General features: G+C 64.9%; 15 protein-coding genes and 2 tRNA genes. 10 read left to right on the top strand and 7 right to left on the bottom strand.

The window, feature by feature from the left end; genetic code table 11:
- Positions 1 to 77: 77 nt before the first annotated feature.
- From OKW26_RS24690 to OKW26_RS24670, 5 genes are all read left to right on the top strand, one after another.
- On the top strand, positions 78 to 1634 hold the full coding sequence (locus tag OKW26_RS24690) for a protein adenylyltransferase SelO (RefSeq protein ID WP_429355501.1): 1557 nt from the start codon (positions 78 to 80) through the stop codon (positions 1632 to 1634).
- 98 nt (positions 1635 to 1732) lie between these two features.
- Positions 1733 to 2155, top strand: coding sequence for a peptide-methionine (R)-S-oxide reductase MsrB (gene msrB / locus OKW26_RS24685; RefSeq protein ID WP_184043795.1), 423 nt, complete (start codon positions 1733 to 1735; stop codon positions 2153 to 2155).
- Between the two features lie 162 nt (positions 2156 to 2317).
- On the top strand, positions 2318 to 2848 hold the full coding sequence (locus OKW26_RS24680) for a septation protein A (RefSeq protein WP_085481354.1): 531 nt from the start codon (positions 2318 to 2320) through the stop codon (positions 2846 to 2848).
- A 1-nt stretch (position 2849) separates the two neighbouring features.
- Positions 2850 to 3161: a BolA family protein gene (locus tag OKW26_RS24675; RefSeq protein WP_013089413.1), complete on the top strand. Its 312-nt coding sequence runs from the start codon at positions 2850 to 2852 to the stop codon at positions 3159 to 3161.
- Positions 3162 to 3171: 10 nt separating this feature from the next.
- Complete coding sequence (locus tag OKW26_RS24670; RefSeq protein WP_429336418.1) at positions 3172 to 3951, top strand: peptidylprolyl isomerase; 780 nt, start codon at positions 3172 to 3174, stop codon at positions 3949 to 3951.
- A gap of 166 nt (positions 3952 to 4117) precedes the next feature.
- On the opposite strand, the gene purL is transcribed toward OKW26_RS24670, so the two are convergent.
- Complete coding sequence (gene purL / locus OKW26_RS24665) at positions 4118 to 8254, bottom strand: phosphoribosylformylglycinamidine synthase (protein WP_429355500.1); 4137 nt, start codon at positions 8252 to 8254, stop codon at positions 4118 to 4120.
- Between the two features lie 313 nt (positions 8255 to 8567).
- Here purL and OKW26_RS24660 point away from each other — a divergent pair, with 313 nt between their 5' ends.
- The 3 genes from OKW26_RS24660 (at position 8568) to pgi (ending at position 13652) form a co-directional block, all read left to right on the top strand.
- The gene (locus OKW26_RS24660) at positions 8568 to 9863 is read left to right on the top strand and encodes an NAD(P)/FAD-dependent oxidoreductase (RefSeq protein WP_429355499.1); all 1296 of its coding nucleotides are present in this window, start codon (positions 8568 to 8570) and stop codon (positions 9861 to 9863) included.
- A gap of 178 nt (positions 9864 to 10041) precedes the next feature.
- Entirely contained in the window at positions 10042 to 11682 is a 1641-nt protein-coding gene (locus OKW26_RS24655) for an NAD(P)H-hydrate dehydratase (RefSeq protein ID WP_429355498.1), read from the top strand.
- Positions 11683 to 12029: 347 nt separating this feature from the next.
- Positions 12030 to 13652 (top strand): glucose-6-phosphate isomerase, encoded by a 1623-nt coding sequence (gene pgi / locus OKW26_RS24650; RefSeq protein WP_429355497.1) that lies wholly within the window; start codon positions 12030 to 12032, stop codon positions 13650 to 13652.
- A gap of 136 nt (positions 13653 to 13788) precedes the next feature.
- On the opposite strand, the gene OKW26_RS24645 is transcribed toward pgi, so the two are convergent.
- A complete protein-coding gene (locus OKW26_RS24645; RefSeq protein WP_026225394.1) occupies positions 13789 to 14475 on the bottom strand; it encodes an ABC transporter ATP-binding protein in 687 nt (228 codons plus the stop codon).
- On the opposite strand from OKW26_RS24645, the gene OKW26_RS24640 reads away from it, so the two are divergent.
- Both OKW26_RS24640 and OKW26_RS24635 read left to right on the top strand, forming a co-directional pair.
- The gene (locus OKW26_RS24640) at positions 14474 to 15178 is read left to right on the top strand and encodes an arylesterase (RefSeq protein ID WP_184003517.1); all 705 of its coding nucleotides are present in this window, start codon (positions 14474 to 14476) and stop codon (positions 15176 to 15178) included. The two genes, OKW26_RS24645 and OKW26_RS24640, sit on opposite strands and share 2 nt — an antisense overlap.
- A gap of 117 nt (positions 15179 to 15295) precedes the next feature.
- Complete coding sequence (locus tag OKW26_RS24635; protein ID WP_090804745.1) at positions 15296 to 15637, top strand: hypothetical protein; 342 nt, start codon at positions 15296 to 15298, stop codon at positions 15635 to 15637.
- A gap of 81 nt (positions 15638 to 15718) precedes the next feature.
- Here the strand turns inward: OKW26_RS24635 and OKW26_RS24630 are convergent, their stop codons facing one another.
- The 5 genes from OKW26_RS24630 to lon form a co-directional block, all read right to left on the bottom strand.
- Positions 15719 to 17653, bottom strand: a complete 1935-nt coding sequence (locus OKW26_RS24630) for a SurA N-terminal domain-containing protein (RefSeq protein ID WP_429355496.1) — start codon at positions 17651 to 17653, stop codon at positions 15719 to 15721.
- Positions 17654 to 17739: 86 nt separating this feature from the next.
- Positions 17740 to 17816, bottom strand: a tRNA-Asp gene (locus OKW26_RS24625).
- Positions 17817 to 17863: 47 nt separating this feature from the next.
- A tRNA-Val gene (locus OKW26_RS24620) sits at positions 17864 to 17939 on the bottom strand.
- A gap of 101 nt (positions 17940 to 18040) precedes the next feature.
- The gene (locus OKW26_RS24615; protein WP_018418077.1) at positions 18041 to 18313 is read right to left on the bottom strand and encodes an HU family DNA-binding protein; all 273 of its coding nucleotides are present in this window, start codon (positions 18311 to 18313) and stop codon (positions 18041 to 18043) included.
- A 318-nt stretch (positions 18314 to 18631) separates the two neighbouring features.
- On the bottom strand, positions 18632 to 21052 hold the full coding sequence (lon, locus tag OKW26_RS24610) for an endopeptidase La (RefSeq protein ID WP_018418078.1): 2421 nt from the start codon (positions 21050 to 21052) through the stop codon (positions 18632 to 18634).
- Positions 21053 to 21130: the final 78 nt, after the last annotated feature.

The following is a 21130-nucleotide window of genomic DNA, read 5'->3' as shown; positions in this document are numbered from 1 at the left end:
TCCGAACGATGAAGGCGGCCGCCCAGCAGCGCCGCGGGCGCGGACTTACAATATCGGCTAATCCAGAGGCGCTCAACATGTCGTTTTCCCCAAGCTTTGCAGGGCTATCCGCAGCTTTGACGGATCTTTCCAACACACTCGCCACTCCCCCAGCCAACGCGTTCGCGCGGCTCGGCGGCACGTTCCTCACGCGCCTGCCCGCCGCGCCGCTCGACGCACCCTATCTCGTCGGCTTCTCGGTCGAGACCGCCGCGCGGCTCGGGATGCCCGAGGGTATCGAGCGCGATCCGGGCTTTATCGAGCTGTTCTGCGGCAACGCGACGCGCGACTGGCCGGCCGACACGCTGCCTTATGCGTCGGTGTACTCGGGGCATCAGTTCGGCGTGTGGGCCGGCCAGCTCGGCGACGGCCGCGCGCTCGGTCTGGGCGAGCTCGAACACGACGGCGAGCGCAACGAACTGCAGCTCAAAGGCGCGGGTCGCACGCCCTATTCGCGCATGGGCGACGGCCGCGCGGTGCTGCGCTCGTCGATCCGCGAATATCTGTGCTCGGAGGCGATGCATCATCTCGGCATTCCGACCACGCGCGCATTGTGCGTGATCGGCTCCGACCAGCCGGTGCGGCGCGAGACGATCGAAACCGCCGCGGTGGTCACGCGCGTCGCGCCGAGCTTCGTGCGCTTCGGCCACTTCGAGCACTTCTACGCGAACGATCGTGTCGACGCGTTGCGCGCGCTCGCCGATCACGTCGTCGAGCGCTTCTATCCGCATTGCAAGGAGGCCGACGATCCGTATCTGGCGCTGCTCGCCGAGGCGGTGCGCTCCACCGCGGATCTGATGGTCGACTGGCAGGCGGTCGGTTTCTGTCACGGCGTGATGAATACCGACAACATGTCGATCCTGGGCCTGACGATCGACTACGGCCCGTTCGGTTTCATGGATGGCTTCGATGCCGGCCACATCTGCAATCACTCCGATACGCAGGGCCGCTACGCCTACCGGCTGCAGCCGCAAATAGCGTACTGGAACCTGTTCTGCCTCGCGCAGGGACTGCTGCCGTTGTTCGGCGAGAAGCACGACGAAAGCGTGCGCGCCGACAAGGCGGTCGAAGATGCGCAGCACGTGCTCGCCGGCTTCAAGGACCGTTTCGCGCCGGCGCTCGAAAACCGCATGCGCGCGAAGCTCGGCCTCGAACAGGCGCACGACGGCGACGACGCGCTGGTCAACCGGCTGTTCGAAGTGATGCACGCGAACCGCGCCGATTTCACGCTGACGTTCCGCAATCTCGCGCGCCTGTCGAAACACGATGCAAGCGGCGATACGCCGGTGCGCGACCTGTTCCTCGATCGCGTCGCCTTCGACGCATGGGCGAACGACTATCGCGCGCGGCTCGCCGAAGAGTCACGCGACGACGTTGCGCGCGCCATTGCAATGAATCGCGTGAACCCCAAATTCGTACTTCGCAACCATCTGGCGGAAACGGCGATCCAACGCGCGAAGGAGAAGGATTTCTCCGAGGTGGAACGGCTCGCGGCCGTGTTGCGTCACCCGTTCGACGAGCAGCCCGAATACGCGTCGTATGCGGGCCTGCCGCCCGACTGGGCGAACTCACTGGAAGTGAGCTGTTCGTCATGACGCGCCGGCGCGGTTGAATCGCCACGGCCGTGCCTCCAGAAAACACCGGCACGAACCAGCACAAACCCGCGAGACAAACCCGAGACAGGAACCCGACCATGAGCAACCCCGACGATCTCAAGCATGACGCCCCAGCCGTACAGAAAAGCGACGCCGAGTGGCGCAAGCAGCTGACCGACATGGAATACCAGGTGACGCGCCATGCGGCCACCGAGCGCCCGTTCACGGGCCGCTACGACGATCACTGGGAACGCGGCGTCTACGACTGCGTGTGCTGCGGCACACCGCTGTTCGAATCGGACACCAAGTTCGACGCCGGCTGCGGCTGGCCGAGCTATTTCCGCCCCATCAACGGCGAGGTGATCGCCGAGAAGACCGATCGCTCACACGGCATGCTGCGCATCGAGGTGCAGTGCAAGAACTGCGGCGCGCATCTGGGCCACGTGTTCGAGGATGGACCGGCGCCGACCGGTCTGCGTTACTGCATCAATTCAGCTGCGTTACAATTCGAGCCCAAGTAACGCGGCGCGACAGCATCCCTGCCCGCCTTCGGCGCCGCATTGGAAGTGCGCGCGGCGCCCTTCCAATGCGGCAGTCCCGCTCGCCAGCGGGCACCGCGCACCTTGCACGCCAGGCGGGCGCGCTTCAACGTTCGACTCACTCTCCGACTTCCCGATCAGATAATGAAATTCCTGTTCGATCTGTTCCCGATCATCCTGTTCTTCGTCGCCTTCAAGATCTGGGGCATTTTCACGGCGACGGCAGTGGCGATCGTCGCCACGCTGGTGCAGATCGCGTGGGTGGCGTTCCGCCACCGCAAGGTCGACCCGATGCTGTGGGTGAGCCTCGGCGTCGTCGTCGTATTCGGCGGCGCGACGCTCGTGCTGCACAACGACACCTTTATCAAATGGAAGCCGACCGTGCTGTACTGGGCGTTTTCCGTCGCGCTGATCGTGTCGCAGCTCGGCTTCAACAAGAACCTGATCGAAGCGATGATGGGCAAGCAGATCACGCTGCCGCACGCGATCTGGGGCAAGCTGAACCTGATCTGGGCGGTGTTTTTCGTGCTGCTCGGTCTGCTGAACCTGTTCGTCGCGTATCACTACACGACCGATCAGTGGGTCAATTTCAAGCTGTTCGGCGCGACCGGCTGCCTGCTTGTGTTCATCGTCGGGCAGAGCCTGTGGCTGTCGAAGTACATGAAGGAGGAATGACATGAGCGACCTGTTCATGCACGCCACCACCGCCGAGCGCGCCGCGCTCATCGAGGCGCGCCTCGCGGCCGCGCTCGCGCCCGTCGAATCGATCCGCATCACCGACGACAGCGCGCAGCACGCGGGCCACGCTGGTGCCGCCGCCGGCGGTCATTTCAGTGTCACGATCGTGGCCGTCGCGTTTGCCGGTAAGCCCCGCGTGGCGCGGCATCGCATGGTGTATGATGCGCTGGCCGATGCCATGCAGCGCGGCATTCATGCCCTTGCCATCACGGCGTATACGCCCGAAGAATTTGCTTTGTTGCCCCGCTAGGAACCTTTCGATGACCTTGAAGAAAACCCGCCACTGGGTATTGCTGGCTGCGTTCGCGGCCGCACCTGCATTCGCACAGAACATCGCCGTGGTGAACGGCACGCCGATTCCGAAGTCGCGCGCCGATGCATTGATCCAGCAACTGGTTCACCAGGGACAGCAGGACACGCCGCAACTGCAGCAGGCCGTGCGCGAAGAGCTCGTGAATCGCGAAATCCTGATGCAGGAAGCGCTGCGTCGCGGGCTGCCGAACCGTCCGGACGTCAAGGCGCAAATCGCGGTCGCGCAGCAAACTGTCGTGCTGCGCGCGCTGATCGAAGACTTCGTAAAGAACAATCAGCCGACCGACGCCGAAATCACCGCGCGCTACAACGCGCTCGTCAAGGATGCGGGCGGCAAGGAATATCACCTGCACCATATCCTCGTCGACAACGAGCAACAGGCGAAGGAGCTGATCGCGAAGATCAAGGCCGGCGCAAGCTTCGAGGCCCTGGCCAAGCAGTACTCGAAGGACCCGGGATCGGGCAAGAACGGCGGCGATCTCGACTGGTCGGATCCGAAGGCCTACGTGCCTGAATTCGCGGACGCGGCCACGCATCTGCAGAAAGGCCAGATGACCGACACGCCGGTGCATACGCAATTCGGCTGGCACATCATCCGTGTCGACGACATCCGCGCCGTCACGCCGCCGCCGCTCGAGCAGGTGCGCGCGCAGATCGTGCAGCAGATCCAGCAGGAAAAGCTGCAGGCGTTCGAAGAGAATCTGCGCAAGAACGCGAAGATTCAGTAAGGGGTCGGCGGGCGGATTGTCTTCGGATAGTCCGCCTGGCTCTGAAGCCTGAATGCGATAAAGCCGCCCGTGGGCGGCTTTTTTGTTGCTGCAAGATTTGCGGCGGCGGCGTGCGTGGCTGCCGCAAACAGGAGCCGCCGCACGCGGGCGGCAGCCCCTCGACTCATCAACCGAGCCAGCGACGCGCGTTCTGGAACGCGCGCAGCCACGGGCTCGCGTCCGTGCCGATCTCGCCCCAGCCCTGCGGATGCCAGCTCATCTGCACCGCGCGATGCACGCGCTCCATGTGCGGCATCAGCACCGTGAAGCGGCCGTCGGCCGTCGTGACCGACGTGATGCCCTCGGGCGAACCGTTCGGGTTGAACGGATACTGCTCGGTCGCCTGACCACGGTGATCGACATAGCGCATCGCGACCGCGACCTTCGACTTGTCGCCCTGCTGCGAGAAGTCCGCAAAGCCTTCGCCGTGCGCGACCGCGACCGGAATGCGCGAGCCTTCCATGCCGGCGAAAAAGAGCGACGGCGATGCCTGCACCTCGACGAGCGAGAAGCGTGCCTCGAACTGCTCCGACTTGTTGCGCGTGAACTTCGGCCATGCTTCGGCGCCGGGGATCATCGACGCGAGGCTGCTCATCATCTGGCAGCCGTTGCAGATGCCGAGCGCGAACGTGTCGCCACGACTGAAGAACGCGGCGAACATGTCGGCCAGTTGCGCGTTGAAGCGGATCGTCTTGGCCCAGCCTTCGCCGGCGCCCAGCGTATCGCCGTACGAGAAGCCGCCGCACGCGACCGCACCCGCGAAATCGGCGAGGTTCGCGCGGCCCGCGAGCAGGTCGCTCATATGCACGTCGTGCGCGTCGAAGCCGGCGCGATCGAATGCATAGGCCGTCTCCAGATGCGAGTTCACGCCCTGCTCGCGCAGGATCGCGACGCGCGGACGCGCGCCCTTGCCAACGCCCCGAAGGAAGTCCCCCTGGGGGACGCCCCGAAGGAAGTCCCCTTGGGGGACGAACGGGGCGGCGACATCGTCGGCCGGATCGAAGCTCAGCACCGGCGTGATGCCAGGGTCGGCCGCGTCGAGCAGCGCGTCGTATTCGGCGTCGGCGCAAGCCGGGTTGTCGCGCAGACGCGCGATGCGCCAGCTCACTTCGCTCCACGTGCGATGCAGTTCGGCACGCGGCGCCTCGTAGAGCTTCTTCGCGTCGCGATAGATCTCGATCACGTCGCGCTCGTTGGTCTTGCCGATCACGTGCGAGCACGCCGACAGATCATGCTCGCGCAGCGCGGCGAGCACCGCGTCGCGATCGGCCGCGCGCACTTGCACGACGGCGCCGAGCTCTTCGTTGAAAAGCGCGCGCAGTGTGCGGTCGTCGCGGCGGCCGCTGGTCTGCTTCACCCAGTCCTTCGCGTCGCCGTAATCGGATTCGTGGTGCGCGTCGAGCACGAGCATGTCGACGTTCAGCGATACGCCCGCGTGACCCGCGAACGCCATTTCGCAGACCGTCGCCCACAGGCCGCCGTCCGAGCGGTCGTGGTACGCGAGCAGCTTGCCGTCGCTATTGAGCGCCTGGATCGCGTTGAAGAAGCGCTTCAGATCTTCCGGATCGTCGACGTCCGGCACCGTGTCGCCGACCTGCTGCGTGACCTGCGCGAGAATGCTGCCGCCCAGACGCTGCTTGCCGCGGCCGAGATCGATCGCGATCAGCACCGACTCGCCGACTTCGCTCACGCGCTGCAGTTGCGGCGTCAGATGCTTGCGGACGTCTTCAACCGGCGCGAACGCGGAGATGATCAGCGACACCGGCGCGACCACTTCCTTCGCGACGCCGCTCTCTTCCCAGCGGGTGCGCATCGACAGCGAATCCTTGCCGACCGGAATGCCGATACCGAGCGCCGGGCACAGTTCCATACCGATCGCCTTGACCGTGTCGTAGAGCGCGGCGTCTTCGCCAGGCGCGCCGCACGCGGCCATCCAGTTGGCCGACAGCTTGAGTTTGTCGAGCGACGCGATCGGCGCCGCCGCGATGTTGGTGATCGCCTCGCCGACTGCCATACGGCCCGAGGCCGGGGCGTTGATGACGGCGAGCGGCGTGCGCTCGGACATCGTCATCGCTTCGCCGCTGAAGCCTGCGTAATCCATTGTCGTGATCGCGACGTCGGCCACCGGCACCTGCCACGGACCGATCATCTGATCGCGCGCGGTCGTGCCGCCGACCGAGCGGTCGCCGATCGTGATCAGGAACGACTTGCTCGCGACCGTCGGATGACGCAGCACGCTCTGCGCGACGTCCTGCAGCGCGAGGCCGGTCACGTCGACCGGTTCGAGCCTGCGCTCGGCACGCTTTACGTCGCGGTGCATACGCGGCGCCTTGCCGAGCAGCACTTCCATCGGCATATCGACTGGCTGGTGCGCGCCTTCCTGCAGTTCGGAATCAATGAGCTTCAGCTGACGCTCGGCGGTGGCCGTGCCGATCACCGCGAACGGGCAGCGCTCGCGCTTGCACATCGCCTCGAACACCGGCAGATCCGCCGGCGCGATCGCCAGCACGTAGCGCTCCTGCGCTTCGTTCGACCAGATTTCGCGCGGCGACAGACCACTTTCTTCGAGCTGGATCTTGCGCAGTTCGAACAGTGCGCCCTTGCCCGCACCGTCCACCACTTCGGGGAACGCGTTCGACAGACCGCCCGCGCCGACGTCGTGAATACTGAGGATCGGGTTCTTGTCGCCGAGCTGCCAGCACGCGTTGATCACTTCCTGCGCGCGTCGCTCGATTTCCGGGTTGCCGCGCTGCACCGAGTCGAAGTCGAGCTCGGCGGTGTTGGTGCCGGTCGCCATCGAGCTCGCGGCGCCGCCGCCCATGCCGATGCGCATGCCCGGGCCGCCGATCTGGATCAGCAGCGAGCCTTCCGGCAGATCGTGCTTGTGCGTGTGCTGGTCGGAGATATTGCCGATGCCGCCCGCGATCATGATCGGCTTGTGATAGCCGCGCACGAGACCCGCGACGTTCTGCTCGTAGGTGCGGAAATAGCCGCCGAGGTTCGGCCGGCCGAATTCGTTGTTGAACGCGGCGGCGCCGAGCGGGCCGTCGATCATGATCTGCAGCGGCGAGGCGATGCGGTCCGGGCGGCCGTACGCTTCGTGCTGGTCGGCCGGATTGCGCTGCGCGAGCGGCTGAGCGGTGTCGCGGGCGTTTTCCCACGCCTCGACGCCGTCCGGCAGTTCGAGGTTCGATACCGTGAAGCCCGCGAGGCCCGCCTTCGGACGCGCGCCGCGGCCGGTCGCGCCTTCGTCGCGGATTTCGCCACCTGCGCCGGTCGCGGCGCCCGGGAACGGCGAGATCGCGGTCGGATGATTGTGCGTTTCCACCTTCATCAGCGTGTGCGTGAGCTCGACGCTGCGGCCATAGTGCTCGGGCAATTCGCTCGCGCCGAGGTCGGCCGGCGTGCGCGGGAACCAGCGCTCGGCCATGCCGCCGACCATGATCGCCGAGTTGTCCGAATACGCGACGATCGTGCCCTGCGGGTTCAGCTTCTCGGTGTTGCGGATCATGTTGAACAGCGACATGTCCTGCTTCTCGCCGTCGATCGTCCAGTCCGCGTTGAAGATCTTGTGGCGGCAGTGTTCGCTGTTGGCCTGCGCGAACATCATCAGCTCGACGTCGGTCGGATTGCGGCCGAGCTTCGTGAATGCGTCGACCAGATAGTCGATTTCGTCGTCGGCGAGCGCGAGGCCCAGTTCCGCGTTGGCGGTTTCGAGCGCGGCGCGGCCGCTCGCGAGCACGTCGACGGTTTGCAGAAGCTTGGCCGGCAATTCGTCAAACAGATGCAACGCATGGTCGCGCGACGGCGCGACGCTCTCGGTCATGCGATCGTGCAGCGCGGCGGCGACGGCCGCGCGCGCTTCGTCCGACAGCGTCTTCTTGCCGCCGAGCAGGCCGCTTTTCAGCGTCACCGAGTACTCGACGCCGCGCTCGATGCGGCGCACCCGCGTGAGCCCGCACAGATGCGCGATGTCGGTTGCCTTGCTGGCCCACGGCGACACGGTGCCAAAGCGCGGCACGACGAGGAAGGTCTCGACCGCGCCACGCTCCTTGCCCTCTTCGAACGGATTGCCGTAGTGCATCAGCGCCTCGATCTTCGCGCTGTCTTCAGCGGACAGTTCGGTCTGGGCATTGACGAAGTGCAGATACTGCCCGCGCACGCCGGTGATATTCGGGTCGATGCGCGTGAGCGTGTCGAGCAGGCGGGTTTGACGGAAATCGGAGAGGGCCGAAGCGCCGGGGAAACACGAGAAGTGGGCCATGGGACTTGACGTTGCGTCGCTCATTGATGCCGGGGAGCCGCGCATGCAGGCGACGTGAGGCGGAAAGGAAGTCCGGGATTATACCCCGGGAACGGGCTTCCAGCGGGCTCCGGGGTGCGTGGGCGGCGGCCCGCGCCTGCCCGCGCAGGGCGTCGCCGCGGTGCCCGTCGCGTCGCCGCGCGGGTGTTTTGACTGCTATCATTCGCGTTTCACCAGATCGGCGCACGCGACCCGGGTTTCACCCGGCGGCGCGCCGCATGTCACAGCCAGCGGGAACGCGCGCGAGCCGCCCGCCGGCACATCGAATCAGAGCATGGATGTCATCGTCATTGGCGGCGGGATAGCGGGCGTCGCCACCGCTTATCACCTGCGCGCGGCCGGCCACCGGGTATGCGTCGTCGAGCGTCACGCGACCGTCGCGCAAGGCGCCACCTACGGACAAGGCGGCAACGTGCTGCCGACGCCGCTCGACGTCTGGTTCGGCCCGACCTTCATGGCGAGCCGCTACAACGCGAAAAATGGCGTGATCAGCAAGACCGGCTTCAACGGCGCCGCGCGGCAGTTCATCAAGCAGCTCGGAGCATGGCAGGAGCCCGAGGCGTTCGCGCGCCAGTACGCGCTGCTGCGGCCGCTGATCGAATCCTCGCGCGATGCGATGGCCGACGTCGAAGCCCGCTTCGGCCTCGAATTCGAACAGGCGAGCGGTCTGCTGTACCTCGTGCGCAGCGCGCACGAATGGGAGCTGAACGCAGCCGCGCTCGATCTGCTGCACCGGTTCGAGGTGCCGCATCACGTGCTGAGCCCGGCCGAATGCACGGCGTTCGAGCATGCGGTCCCCACAGATCCTGAATTCGCCGGCGGCGTGCTGTTCGAGCACGAGCGCACCGCGAACTGTCCGCTTTTTACCAAGCTCGTCAAACAGGTGCTCGATACCCAAGGCGGCGTGCAGTTCATGCCGAACTGCGAGGTGACCGGCATTCGTCTCGACAGTCAGCGCGCGGCGGTCGAACTGGCGCCGCGCGACGGCGCGCCCCGCTCGCGCGAGATCGACGTGGTCCAGGCCGACGCCGTCGTGGTCGCCGCCGGTTACGGCAGCCTCGCGCTGCTCGAACGCGCGGGGCTCAGGCTGCCGCTGCATCCGCTGCGGCTGCATTCTCTGGTCGCGCCGATCGCGCACGAGGAATGCGCGCCGCACGTCGCGATCGTCGATGCGGTCAAGCGCATCGGCATCAGCCGGATGAACCATCGGCTGCGGATCGCGGGCGGCGCGGTGCTGCAAAGCGCGAGCCAGATCGACAAGCCGCTCGGCGACGCGCTGACCAAGGAGGCGCTCGCGTTGCTCGGCCAGGCGACGCACGACTGGATTCCGGGCGCCGCGCGCATTTCGGCGGCGCTGCCGTGGGAAGGCGTGAAACTGCTGTCGCCCGATGGCTTGCCGGTGATCGGCAACGCGCTGCATCCGCGGCTGTTCATCAACGTCGGGCATGGCCCGGCCGGCTGGGGTCTCGCCTGCGGCGCGGGCAAGCTCGTTGCACAGCTGATGTCGGGACAGACGCCGACGTTGCCGCAAGACACGCTCGCTGCATTGAGGCCGGAGCGGTTCCAGTAAGGTTTCGTGCGGTTCCAGGCGGGTATGGCGGGCTGACAGCCCGCTGTCGATACCCCGCGTTCATCGCGCCGCTTCCGCCGCGCGCACCGAAACAGCCGCACGCCGTGCGCCTATCGGCACTAACATAGCGATTCCAAAGTCTGCCCGCCGCGCCGCGGGCGCACCGCCAGGTTTCGCCATGACAGACGCAGAAAACTCGCTGCTCTCCCTTTTCGATCCGCTGACCGACTCGCAGCCGCTTGCGCTGCCGCTGCTGACACTGACCGACTTGCGGATCGCCGAATCCCAGGCCGCCGCGGCCCTGCCCGAGCACACGCTGATGGCGCGCGCCGGTCATGCGGCCGCGCGCTGGCTGCTCGAACGGATCGCCGCGGATACGTCGGTGACGAAGTCGCAGCAGCGCGCGTGGCTGGTCGCCGGCCCCGGCAACAATGGCGGCGACGCGCTGGTCGTCGCGACGGAACTGCACAAGGCCGGCATCGCAGTCGAAGTCTGTATGCCGGTTGAAGTGAAGCCCGCCGACGCGCGCTGGGCGCTCGACGCCGCGCGCGCCGCCGGCGTGCCGATCGACGCGGCGCCGCCCGCCTCGCTCGACGGCTATGGCTGGCTCGTCGACGGTATGTTCGGCATCGGTCTCGCGCGGCCGCTCGACGGCGTCTTCGCGACGCTCGCGCGGCAGTTGTCGCAGCGCACGAAGACGCGCCCGACACAAGGCGCCGTGCTCGCGCTCGATGTGCCCAGCGGGCTCGACAGCGACACCGGCGCGGTGATCGGCGGCAACGGCGCGGCGGCGGTCCATGCGACGCACACGATCACGTTCATCGGCGCGAAGCCGGGGCTTTTCACCGCGCAAGGCCGCGATCTCGCCGGGCGAGTGACGGTCGCACCGATCGGGCTCGTGGCAGGGATCAACGGCGGGGGCTGCCAGGACGCTGCCACCAGCGCCTCACGTGCGGCGATCCAGCTCAGCGCGCCCGATCTCTTCGGCCCCTTCATGCCCCCACGCAACTTCGCGACCAACAAGGGCACCTTCGGCAGCCTCGCGGTGGTCGGCGGCGACACCGGCATGTGCGGCGCGCCGATTCTCGCGGCGCGCGCGGCGCTCTACACCGGCGCGGGCAAGGTCCACGTCGCGCTGCTCGGCGAAGGCGCCCCGCCCTACGATCCGCCGCACCCCGAACTGATGCTGCATCCGATCGACACGCTGCCGCTCGATTCGATGGACGCACTCGCGATCGGCTGCGGCATGGGGCACGGCGAACGCGGGACGCGGGTACTGCACGACGTGCTGCAACTCGACGTGCCCAAGCTGTTCGATGCCGACGCGCTGAACCTGGTCGCCAAGGATCCCGCGCTCGCCGCGGAAGTCACCGCGCGCGGCGTGCAAGGCGATCCGTGCATTTTCACTCCGCATCCGCTCGAAGCGGCGCGCCTGCTTGGCAGCGATGCGGCGAGCGTGCAACGCGACCGTCTCGCGGCCGCGCGTGCGCTCGCGGCGCGTTTTGCGAGCGTCGTCGTGCTGAAGGGCGTCGGCACGATCATCGCCGCGCCCGACGGCCGCCTAGCGCTGAACCCGACCGGCAACGCCGCGCTCGCGACGGGCGGCACCGGCGACGTGCTCGGCGGCATCATCGGCGCGCTGCTCGCGCAGCATCTGCCACGCTTCGAGGCGGCGCTCGCGGGCGTCTATCTGCACGGCCTCGCCGCCGATGCGCTGACCGCGCAGGGCCACGGCCCCGCCGGGCTGACGGCCGGCGAGCTCGCACCGATGGTGCGTACCTTGTTGAACCGGCTGTTCTATTCGGCGCCGCTTGCTTGACGCGCGCGATTGCTCTGAATACGAATCGCATTCGCGGCGCTCGTTCACACCGATGAAACATCGCGATCCCAATCATCGCGAGCGCGCGCAACGCCCTGCTGCCCGTCGCGCATCCCCGCTATACTGATTGCCTGCGCCGCGCGTCGGGTCGATCGCGGGTCGCGGCGATACTCCAGCGGGCGCGGGCGCCGCCTCGCGTGTTCGCGAAGTTCACCCGCTTCGCGAAGTATCGTCGGCACCTGTCCCGATCCGGGCCGCGTGGCATCGCTCTGACTGCATCGCCGCATCATTCTCGGCCACGCTTCATGCGCGCGCCTTCCTTCGTGCCCCTTGGTTAGACGGACGCTATGACCCAGAACTCGCTCCCCTCCTGGTCCTCGCTGCAGACGCATTACGACACGATTCGCGATGCGCATCTGCGCGACTGGTTCGCTCCCGAGAACGATCCCGCTCCCACGCGCGCCGAACGCTTCACGTTCGCGGGCGGCGGTCTCTCAGCCGATTTCTCGAAGCACCGCATCACCGACGAAACCCTGCAACTGCTCGTGCAACTCGCCCGCGAAGCTGGCGTCGAGAAGCGCCGCGACGCGATGTTCGCGGGCGAGGTCGTCAACCCGACCGAAGGCCGCGCCGCGCTGCACACGGCCTTGCGCGCAACCGACCCGAAGGCGCCGTTCTTCGTCGAAGTGCAGGCCGAGCGCAAGAAAATGGCCGCGTTCGCCGAGCAGGTCCGCAGCGGCACATGGACCGGCTACACCGGCAAGCGGATCCGTCATGTCGTAAACATCGGCATCGGCGGCTCGGATCTAGGGCCGAAGATGGTCGTGCACGCATTGCATCATCTCGCGACGCCCGAGATCTCGACGCACTTCGTGTCGAACGTGGACGGCGCCGATCTGTACAGCGTGATGCAGCAGATCGATCCCGAAGAGACGCTCGCGATCATCGTGTCGAAGACTTTCACGACGCTGGAGACGATGACCAACGCGCGCTCGCTGCGCGACTTTTTCATCCAGAAAGGCTGCCCGGAAAGCGCGCTGGCGAAGCACTTCGTCGGTGTGTCGGCCAATACCGCCGAAGTCGTCAAGTTCGGCATCGCGCAAGAGAACGTGTTCTCGATGTGGGACTGGGTCGGCGGACGCTACTCGCTGTGGTCGGCCGTCGGTCTATCGATCATGATCGCGGTAGGTCCGCAACAGTTCGACGAGCTGCTCGCCGGCGCCAACGAGATGGACCAGCACTTCCGCACCGCGCCGCTCGACAGGAACCTGCCGGTGCTGCTCGGCATGATCGGCATCTGGTATCGCAACTTCTTCGGCTCGCAGAGCTATCTGGTCGCGCCGTATTCGCAGGCGCTGCATTTCCTGCCGTCGTATCTGCAGCAGCTCGAAATGGAGAGCAACGGCAAGTCCGCGCGTCTCGACGGCGCGTTCGTCGACTATGCGACTTCCGCAGTCACGTGGGGCGAGCCGGGCACGAACGGTCAGCACGCGTTTTTCCAGATGCTGCACCAGGGCCCGACGATCGTGCCGATCGATTTCATCGCGCTGCTGACGCCCGAGCATCCGCTCGCGAGCCATCATCCGAAGCTGCTCGCGAACTGCTTCGCGCAGAGCGAAGCGTTGATGCTGGGTCGCACGCTCGAGGAAGCGAAGAAGGTGGCCGGCCCCGACAAGCCGGAACTCGCACCGCACCTGACGTTCCCCGGCAACCGCCCCACCGCGACGCTGCTGCTCGACGCGTTGACCGCGCGCACGCTCGGCGCGCTGATCGCGCTTTATGAGCACAAGGTGCTGGTGCAGGCGTCGGTGTGGAACATCAACCCGTTCGATCAGTGGGGCGTCGAACTCGGCAAGATCCTCGGCAAGGTGGTCGAGGCCGATCTGGGCGCGGCGAGTACCGACGTGAAGAAGCATGACTCGTCGACGTCGGCGCTGATCGCGCGGGCCCGGGCTGCGTTGAAGCGCTGAATGGAAGTCTGGAGCGCACGATAGCGGGCGATAACGCGCCACAAACAGAACGAAGCGGGCTACGGCCCGCTTTGTTTTTGCTTCGACGACGACATGCTCGAGGTACGCGCGTGCAAGCCCGCGATCGGCCGGGCCATCAAGCGAGCCGCCCCGCTTCGATCGTCACCGTCGTATCGCAACGCCGCGCGAGTTCGATGTCGTGTGTCACGAGCACGAGCGTCGCGCCGTGCGCGCGATTCATCTCGAACATCAGATCGATCACCGCGTGGCCGGTGGCCGCGTCGAGACTGCCGGTGGGTTCGTCGGCGAACAGGATCGCCGGGCGCGTGACGAACGCGCGCGCGAGCGCGACGCGCTGCTGCTCGCCGCCCGACAGCAGCTTCGGATAATGACCGGTACGCTGCCCGAGCCCAACCTGTTCGAGCAGTTCACGCGCACGCGCGGCGGCCTCGCGTGTGCCGATGCCGCCTTGCAGTTCGAGCGGCAACGTGACGTTTTCGAGCGCGGTCAGATGCGGCATCAACTGAAACGACTGGAACACGAAGCCGACCGCGCCGCTGCGCAACGCAGCGCGGCCGTCTTCGTCGAGCTCGCCGAGTTCGCGCCCGAGCAGCCGAACCGAGCCCGCGCTCGCGCTGTCCAATCCCGCGAGCAAGCCGAGCAGCGTAGACTTGCCCGACCCGGATGCACCGACGATCGCGACGCTGCTGCCGGCATCGATGGCAAGATCGATGTCATCGAGAATCGTCAGTTCGCCCGCAGCATCCTTAACCCTCTTGCACAAGCCCCGCACTTCAATGACTGGATCAGTTCTGTTTGGCATGGTGAAGCGTAGGTTGAAAGTGCGCGCCATCGCCCCTCGCGCCGCGGCGCTGTCTGCGGCATTCGGCGCGACCATGATGGCCGCCGCGCTGGTTTCGTTACCGTTGCGGGCTCACGCGGCGAATACGCCCGAACCCGCAAAGCCGGTGATCGTCGTGCTCGGCGACAGCATCTCCGCTGAGTACGGGCTGCCCCGCGATACGGGCTGGGTCGCGTTGATGCGTCAGCGTCTGGCCGAAGAGCGCATCGATTATAGCGTCGCCAATGCGAGCATCAGCGGCGACACGACGAGCGGCGGACGCGCGCGTCTGCCCGCGCTGATGGAACGGCTCAAACCGAGCATCGTGATCGTCGAGCTCGGCGCCAACGACGCGTTGCGCGGCGTGCCGCTCTCGACGACCGAGGACAACCTGCGCACGATCATCGAACAGGCGCAGCAAGGCCACGCGAAGGTCGTGCTCGTCGGCATGTACGTGCCGCCCAATTACGGCCCCGACTATACGCAAAAGTTCCACGGCCTCTACGGCCAGCTGTCGAAGGAGTTCCATGTGCCGCTCGTGCCGTTTCTTCTCGCCGGCATCGCGGATAAACCGGACATGTTCCAGGCCGATCAGCTCCACCCGACGCAGCAGGCACAGCCGCTGCTACTCAACAACGTGTGGCCCGCTGTCAAGCCACTTCTTCGCACAAGTTCGCCGCACTGAAAGACCTGCTAACGACTTGTTTCCGGAACCTGGGGGAACATGGATCGCCGAGCCGTTCGACATATGGGCAATCCCTGCCACCCGGCTCATTCTTGAGCGACTTCTGAGGAGATAACGTTGAAATATTTACCGTTAATCGCTTTGACCATTGCCATCTCGGCTTGCGCGGCTCAACCGCCGGCCGGCGTTCAGTCGGTGGGTCAAAGCCAGCAGCCGCCTCGCGCCGTCGCAACCTGCATCGCGCAGAAATGGGCGGATAGTTCGCAACAACAGGTGATCTCGCAAAACATCCTCGCCAACGATCAGGCCATGGACGTCTACGTCCCGGGCCAGCAGCCGCCCAACGGCGCGGCCGCGGTGGTCCGTCCTTCGTATAGCGGTAAGGGCACGTGGGTCGGCTTTCGCGCCGGCGGCGCTGGCGGTGGCAACGCCACCGGCGCGATCAGCGGCTGTCTGTAAAGCTGCCACCTGGCTGTAGATAAAAAAAGCCCCGCAAATGCGGGGCTTGCTTTTGGACGAGCAGGTAATGCTTACTGCGGCTTACTGATCGGCCGACTGGGCGGCGCTGTCGAGCGTACCGTAGATCTTCACCTTCGAGCGCTCGCGCAGCGCTTTCAGATAGGCTTCGGTCTCCGACTGCGCGTCCACCTGCGCGATCTGCTGCTGCGCGACAGCGAGATGCTGCGCGTCGGTGGCCGCGGGCTGCACGATCTGGTTCACGCGATAGATCGCATAGCCGTCGTCGCCGAGATCGACACCGACGTAGGCCGGCAACTTTTGCGCATCGACCTTGTAGATTGCGCTCAGTGCGGCAGGTGGCACGCCCTGCGCGTCATTGCGCGACACCTTCAGCGGCGACGAGAAACCGGCCGTCGCCTTCGACTTCTCGAACTCGGCCAGTTTCGCGACGCCGTCCTTGTGCGCTGCTTCGTTCGCCTGCACGGCGATCACCTTCTGACGCACCGCGTCCTTCACCGCGTCGAATGCGGGCACGGCAGCGGGCTTGTAGTCGGTCACACGCGCGGCGATCAGCGTGTTGTTGCCGACGTCGATGGCCTGCGTATTGTTGTGCGCCGATACCGAGTCGTTCGCGAACACGGCAGCGAGGAACTTCGGGTTGTTCAGCGGGCTGTCGGGCGGCAGCTTCGGATCCGGCTGCGGCGTGACCGTCGCGGTCTGGATCTGCAGCTTGAATTTGTCAGCGGCCGGCTGCAGGCTCTTGGCCTTTTCATAGACGAGCGACGTGAAACCTTCCGAGCTGTCGGTGAACGCCTTGCTCGCCAGTTGCGTCTTCAGCTCCCTGGCGATCTGGTCCTTCACTTCGTCGAACGACTTCGTGACCGCCGGCTTTATATCGGTGACCTTGATGATGTGGAAACCGAAGTCGGTCTGGACGATGCCGCTGATTTCGTCCTTCTTCAGCGCGAACACCGCGTCGTCGAACGCCTGGCCGCCCGCGATCATGCCGCGGCCGAAGTAACCGAGATCGCCACCCTTCGATGCCGAACCCGGATCCTGCGAGTTCTGCCGCGCGATCTGCGCGAACTGGTCCGGATGCGCCTTGAGCTGCGCGAGCAACTCCTCGGCCTTCTGCTTCGCTTTGGCCTTGTCGGCCGCGCTCGCGTCCTTCGGTGCCGCGATCAGGATATGGCTCGCGCGCACTTCGCCTTCGGTGCGGAAGTGGGCGATGTTGTCGTCGTAGTACTTCTTCAGGTCCGCGTCGCTCGGCTGCACCGATGCGCTCAGCGCGGCCGGCGACATCACCAGGTACTGGATCGTCGCCGTAGCGGGCGTCGCGAAGTCGTTGCGATGCGCGTCGTAGTACGCTTGCAGTTGCGCATCGGTCGGCTGGATCTTCGCCGCGTAATCGTGCGGATGGAACGCGATGCCCTGCACTTCACGCTGCTGCTGCGCGAGCTCGGTCAAGTGCTGCGCAAGCGTCTTCGACGTGAACGCGCTCGCCTCGATGCTCGCGGGCAGTTGTTGCATAGCGAGGTTGTAGCGCACGCGCTCGTCGTACTGATCGGGCGTCATGCCCTGCATCGCGAGCAGTTGCTTGTAGCGGTCGAGGTCGATCGACCCGTCGGGATTCTTCAGCGACGAGATCACCGGATCGGACAGCAGCGCGCGGCGCACCGCTTCGTCCGATGCGCTCAGATGCAGACGCTGCGTTTCGTCGGCAAGCACACGCTGCTCGATCATGCCGTCGAGCATCTGGCGACGGCGCTCCGGCGTGTCGAACGACTTCATGTCGAACTTCGCGCCGAGCATCTGACGCCCGCGGTCGATCTGCTGGCGCATCGCGTCGTCGTATTCGACACGGGTGATCTTGTGACCGTTGACACTCGCGACGTTTGCACTTTCGTCAAAGAAGCCGCGGAAACCCTGAATACCCACGAAACCCAACCCCGGCAAAATGACGAGGATGAGCATGAACATCATCAGGCGTTGGTGATTGCGGAAAAAATCGAGCATGCGTGAGGGGTGCCAAAAACAGAACGCCCGATCTTACAACAGCGGGCAACAAAAAAGGCGAACCGGAGTTCGCCTTTCGTGGATACTGGCGGAGTGGACGGGACTCGAACCCGCGACCCCCGGCGTGACAGGCCGGTATTCTAACCGACTGAACTACCACTCCTTATACTGCACTTTTGCGACTGGAAACACTGCAGCCGAATCTGAAACTGGTGGGTGCTGAGAGGCTCGAACTCCCGACCTACGCCTTGTAAGGGCGCCGCTCTACCAACTGAGCTAAGCACCCGTTTCGTGATTCAGTGCTTGATGTGTTTTCTGCCTTGCCGCTGCCCTCCCAGTGAATCGTTCATGCAGTCGGGTTAAGCAATTCCTCAAGCAGCAAGCGCACTAGTTTAGCGCATCCTTCAGAGCTTTGCCAGGCCTAAATTTAGGAACTTTTGCTGCCTTGATTTTGATCGCGGCGCCCGTGCGCGGATTGCGTCCGGTGCGCGCGGTGCGCTTGCCGACCGCGAACGTGCCAAAGCCGACCAACGTCACAGATCCGCCCTTCTTCAACGTGTTTTTGACGCCCGCGATGACTGCATCGAGCGCACGGCCCGCCGCGGCCTTCGAAATGTCGGCTTGCTGTGCGATGTGATCGATCAATTCCGTCTTGTTCATTCAAACCCCCGTGAATATTTATTGGCAATCGTGACAGTGCTTTCCAGCACCTCCCGCCACGCGGCCGGCGCGAACGCCAGGCCGCCTCATTAGAAGCGGCCGAAACCCTTGTGTCAACCGGGGTTGAGCCTGATCGGCGTTATTTTAGAGGGGCGCTTTTGTCACAGTATGTTGCAGCGGAAAGACTGGCGATGCGGCCTGGCGACGAAGCCGCGCGGGCAAAAAAACCCGCGGCTCTTGACCGCGGGTTTTTTGCTGCAGCGAACGACACCGCTGCAGAATGCTTTGGCGTCAGCGCATTCTGATGCGCATCGAACCTTAGTGCTTGACGACGTCCGTCGCGGCATCCTTGCCCGGTTCAGCCCCAACCGGCGCCGAGGGCTTCGGTTCTTCTTCCGGTAACGCCTGCGGTACACGCTCGAGCGCAAGTTCGAGCACCTTGTCGATCCAGCGGACCGGCACGATTTCGATCGCGTTCTTCACGTTGTCCGGAATCTCCGTCAAGTCCTTGACGTTTTCTTCCGGAATCAGCACCAGCTTGATGCCACCGCGATGCGCCGCCAGCAGCTTTTCCTTCAGGCCGCCGATCGGCAGAACTTCGCCACGCAGCGTGATTTCGCCCGTCATCGCGACATCGGCGCGCACCGGAATACCGGTCAACACCGACACCAGCGCGGTCGTCATCGCGATACCAGCCGAAGGACCATCTTTCGGCGTTGCGCCTTCCGGCACGTGGATGTGAATGTCCTGCTTCTCGAACGCTTCGTCCTTGATGCCAAGACGACGCGAACGCGAACGCACGACCGAGCGCGCCGCTTCGACGGATTCCTTCATCACGTCGCCGAGCGAACCCGTGCGGATCACATTGCCCTTGCCCGGCATCACCGCGGCTTCGATGGTCAGCAGATCGCCGCCCACTTCCGTCCACGCGAGACCCGTGACCTGGCCCACCTGATTTTCCTTCGCGGCCAGACCGAAGTCGTACTTGCGCACGCCGAGGAACGTGTCGAGGTTGCTGCCGTCGACCTTCACCGCGCCTTCCGCCTTCTTCAGCAGAAGCATCTTCACGACCTTGCGGCAGATCTTCGAAATTTCACGCTCGAGCGAGCGAACGCCCGCTTCGCGCGTGTAGTAACGAATGATGTCGCGGATCGCAGTTTCCGTCACATCGACCTCGCCATCCTTGAGGCCGTTGTTCTTCTTCTGCTTCGGCAGCAGATAACGCTGCGCGATGCTGACCTTCTCGTCTTCGGTATAACCGGACAGACGAATCACTTCCATCCGGTCGAGCAGCGGCGGCGGAATGTTCAGCGAGTTCGACGTCGCCACGAACATCACGTCCGACAGATCGAAGTCGACTTCGACGTAGTGGTCGGCGAACGTGTGGTTCTGTTCCGGATCGAGCACTTCCAGCAGGGCCGACGACGGATCGCCGCGGAAATCCTGACCCATCTTGTCGACTTCGTCGAGAAGGAAGAGCGGATTGCGCACGCCGACCTTGGTCAGGCTTTGCAGGATCTTGCCCGGCATCGAACCGATGTACGTGCGACGGTGGCCACGAATCTCGGCTTCGTCACGCACGCCGCCCAATGCCATGCGCACGAACTTGCGGTTCGTCGCGCGCGCGATCGACTGACCGAGCGAAGTCTTACCGACGCCCGGAGGCCCCACGAGGCACAAGATCGGCGCCTTGACCTTGTCGACACGTTGCTGGACCGCGAGATACTCGAGAATACGTTCCTTCACTTTCTCGAGACCGAAGTGGTCTTCGTCGAGCACGCGCTCCGCATTCGACAGGTCGTTGTTGACCTTGCTCTTCTTGCGCCACGGCAAGCCGATCAGCGTGTCGATGTAGTTGCGCACGACCGTCGCTTCCGCCGACATCGGCGACATCAGCTTGAGCTTCTTCAGCTCGGCGTCGGCCTTCTTCTTCGCTTCCTTCGGCATGCGGGCGGCCGTGATGCGCTTCTCGAGTTCTTCGAGATCCGCACCTTCTTCGCCTTCGCCGAGTTCCTTCTGGATCGCCTTGACCTGTTCGTTCAGGTAGTACTCGCGCTGACTCTTCTCCATCTGACGCTTCACGCGCCCGCGGATACGCTTTTCGACCTGCAGGATGTCGATCTCGGCTTCGAGTTGCGCGAGCAGATGCTCGAGCCGCTCGATCACCGGGAACATCTCGAGGATGTGTTGCTTCTGGTCGAGCTTGAGCGGCAAATGCGCCGCGATCGTGTCGGCGAGACGCCCTGCCTCGTCGATACCCGACAGCGAGGTCAGGATCTCCGGCGGGATCTTCTTGTTCAGCTTCACATACTGGTCGAACTGCGACACGATCGCGCGACGCAGCGCTTCGGTTTCAGCGCTGTCGGCGTGGTCAGGTTCGAGCGGCATGACTTCGCACGAGAACTGCGTTTCCTGTTCTTCGATGGAAAGCGTCTTCGCGCGCTGCAAGCCTTCGACGAGCACCTTCACGGTACCGTCGGGCAGCTTCAGCATCTGCAGGATGTTGGCGATACACCCTACTTCGTACATGTCCTTTTCGGTCGGCTCATCTTTCGCAGCCGTCTTCTGGGCGACGAGCATGATGTGCTTGCCGCCTTCCATCGCTGCTTCGAGAGCCTTGATCGACTTCGGGCGGCCTACGAAGAGCGGAATCACCATGTGCGGGAAAACGACTACGTCGCGCAGCGGGAGCAGCGGCAGCGTAATGCGTTCCGGCGGGAGGAGTTGGGTTCCTGACATTTCATTTCCCCATGAGTGGAATCAGTTCGTTCGATAGGTGAGGCCAGCAGAAAATATTGCAAGCCTCCGCGTGTGGGA

This window comes from Paraburkholderia sp. 32 (assembly GCF_050435345.1).
GTDB classification, from domain to species: Bacteria; Pseudomonadota; Gammaproteobacteria; order Burkholderiales; family Burkholderiaceae; genus Paraburkholderia; species Paraburkholderia tuberum.
Note: the sequence above shows the minus strand (reverse complement) of the source record. Positions and strands in the feature narration are given on the sequence as shown.

Bases quoted from the DNA above. Each gene is read 5' to 3' on its own strand.
- OKW26_RS24645 (WP_026225394.1), bottom strand. From the start codon at position 14,475: ATGCCAAACAGAACTGATCCAGTCATTGAAGTGCGGGGCTTGTGCAAG.
- purL (WP_429355500.1), bottom strand. From the start codon at position 8,254: ATGGCCCACTTCTCGTGTTTCCCCGGCGCTTCGGCCCTCTCCGATTTC.
- lon (WP_018418078.1), bottom strand. From the start codon at position 21,052: ATGTCAGGAACCCAACTCCTCCCGCCGGAACGCATTACGCTGCCGCTG.
- pgi (WP_429355497.1), top strand. From the start codon at position 12,030: ATGACCCAGAACTCGCTCCCCTCCTGGTCCTCGCTGCAGACGCATTAC.
- OKW26_RS24675 (WP_013089413.1), top strand. From the start codon at position 2,850: ATGAGCGACCTGTTCATGCACGCCACCACCGCCGAGCGCGCCGCGCTC.
- OKW26_RS24655 (WP_429355498.1), top strand. From the start codon at position 10,042: ATGACAGACGCAGAAAACTCGCTGCTCTCCCTTTTCGATCCGCTGACC.
- OKW26_RS24630 (WP_429355496.1), bottom strand. From the start codon at position 17,653: ATGCTCGATTTTTTCCGCAATCACCAACGCCTGATGATGTTCATGCTC.
- OKW26_RS24690 (WP_429355501.1), top strand. From the start codon at position 78: ATGTCGTTTTCCCCAAGCTTTGCAGGGCTATCCGCAGCTTTGACGGAT.
- OKW26_RS24640 (WP_184003517.1), top strand. From the start codon at position 14,474: ATGGTGAAGCGTAGGTTGAAAGTGCGCGCCATCGCCCCTCGCGCCGCG.
- OKW26_RS24615 (WP_018418077.1), bottom strand. From the start codon at position 18,313: ATGAACAAGACGGAATTGATCGATCACATCGCACAGCAAGCCGACATT.
- msrB (WP_184043795.1), top strand. From the start codon at position 1,733: ATGAGCAACCCCGACGATCTCAAGCATGACGCCCCAGCCGTACAGAAA.
- OKW26_RS24670 (WP_429336418.1), top strand. From the start codon at position 3,172: ATGACCTTGAAGAAAACCCGCCACTGGGTATTGCTGGCTGCGTTCGCG.
- OKW26_RS24660 (WP_429355499.1), top strand. From the start codon at position 8,568: ATGGATGTCATCGTCATTGGCGGCGGGATAGCGGGCGTCGCCACCGCT.
- OKW26_RS24680 (WP_085481354.1), top strand. From the start codon at position 2,318: ATGAAATTCCTGTTCGATCTGTTCCCGATCATCCTGTTCTTCGTCGCC.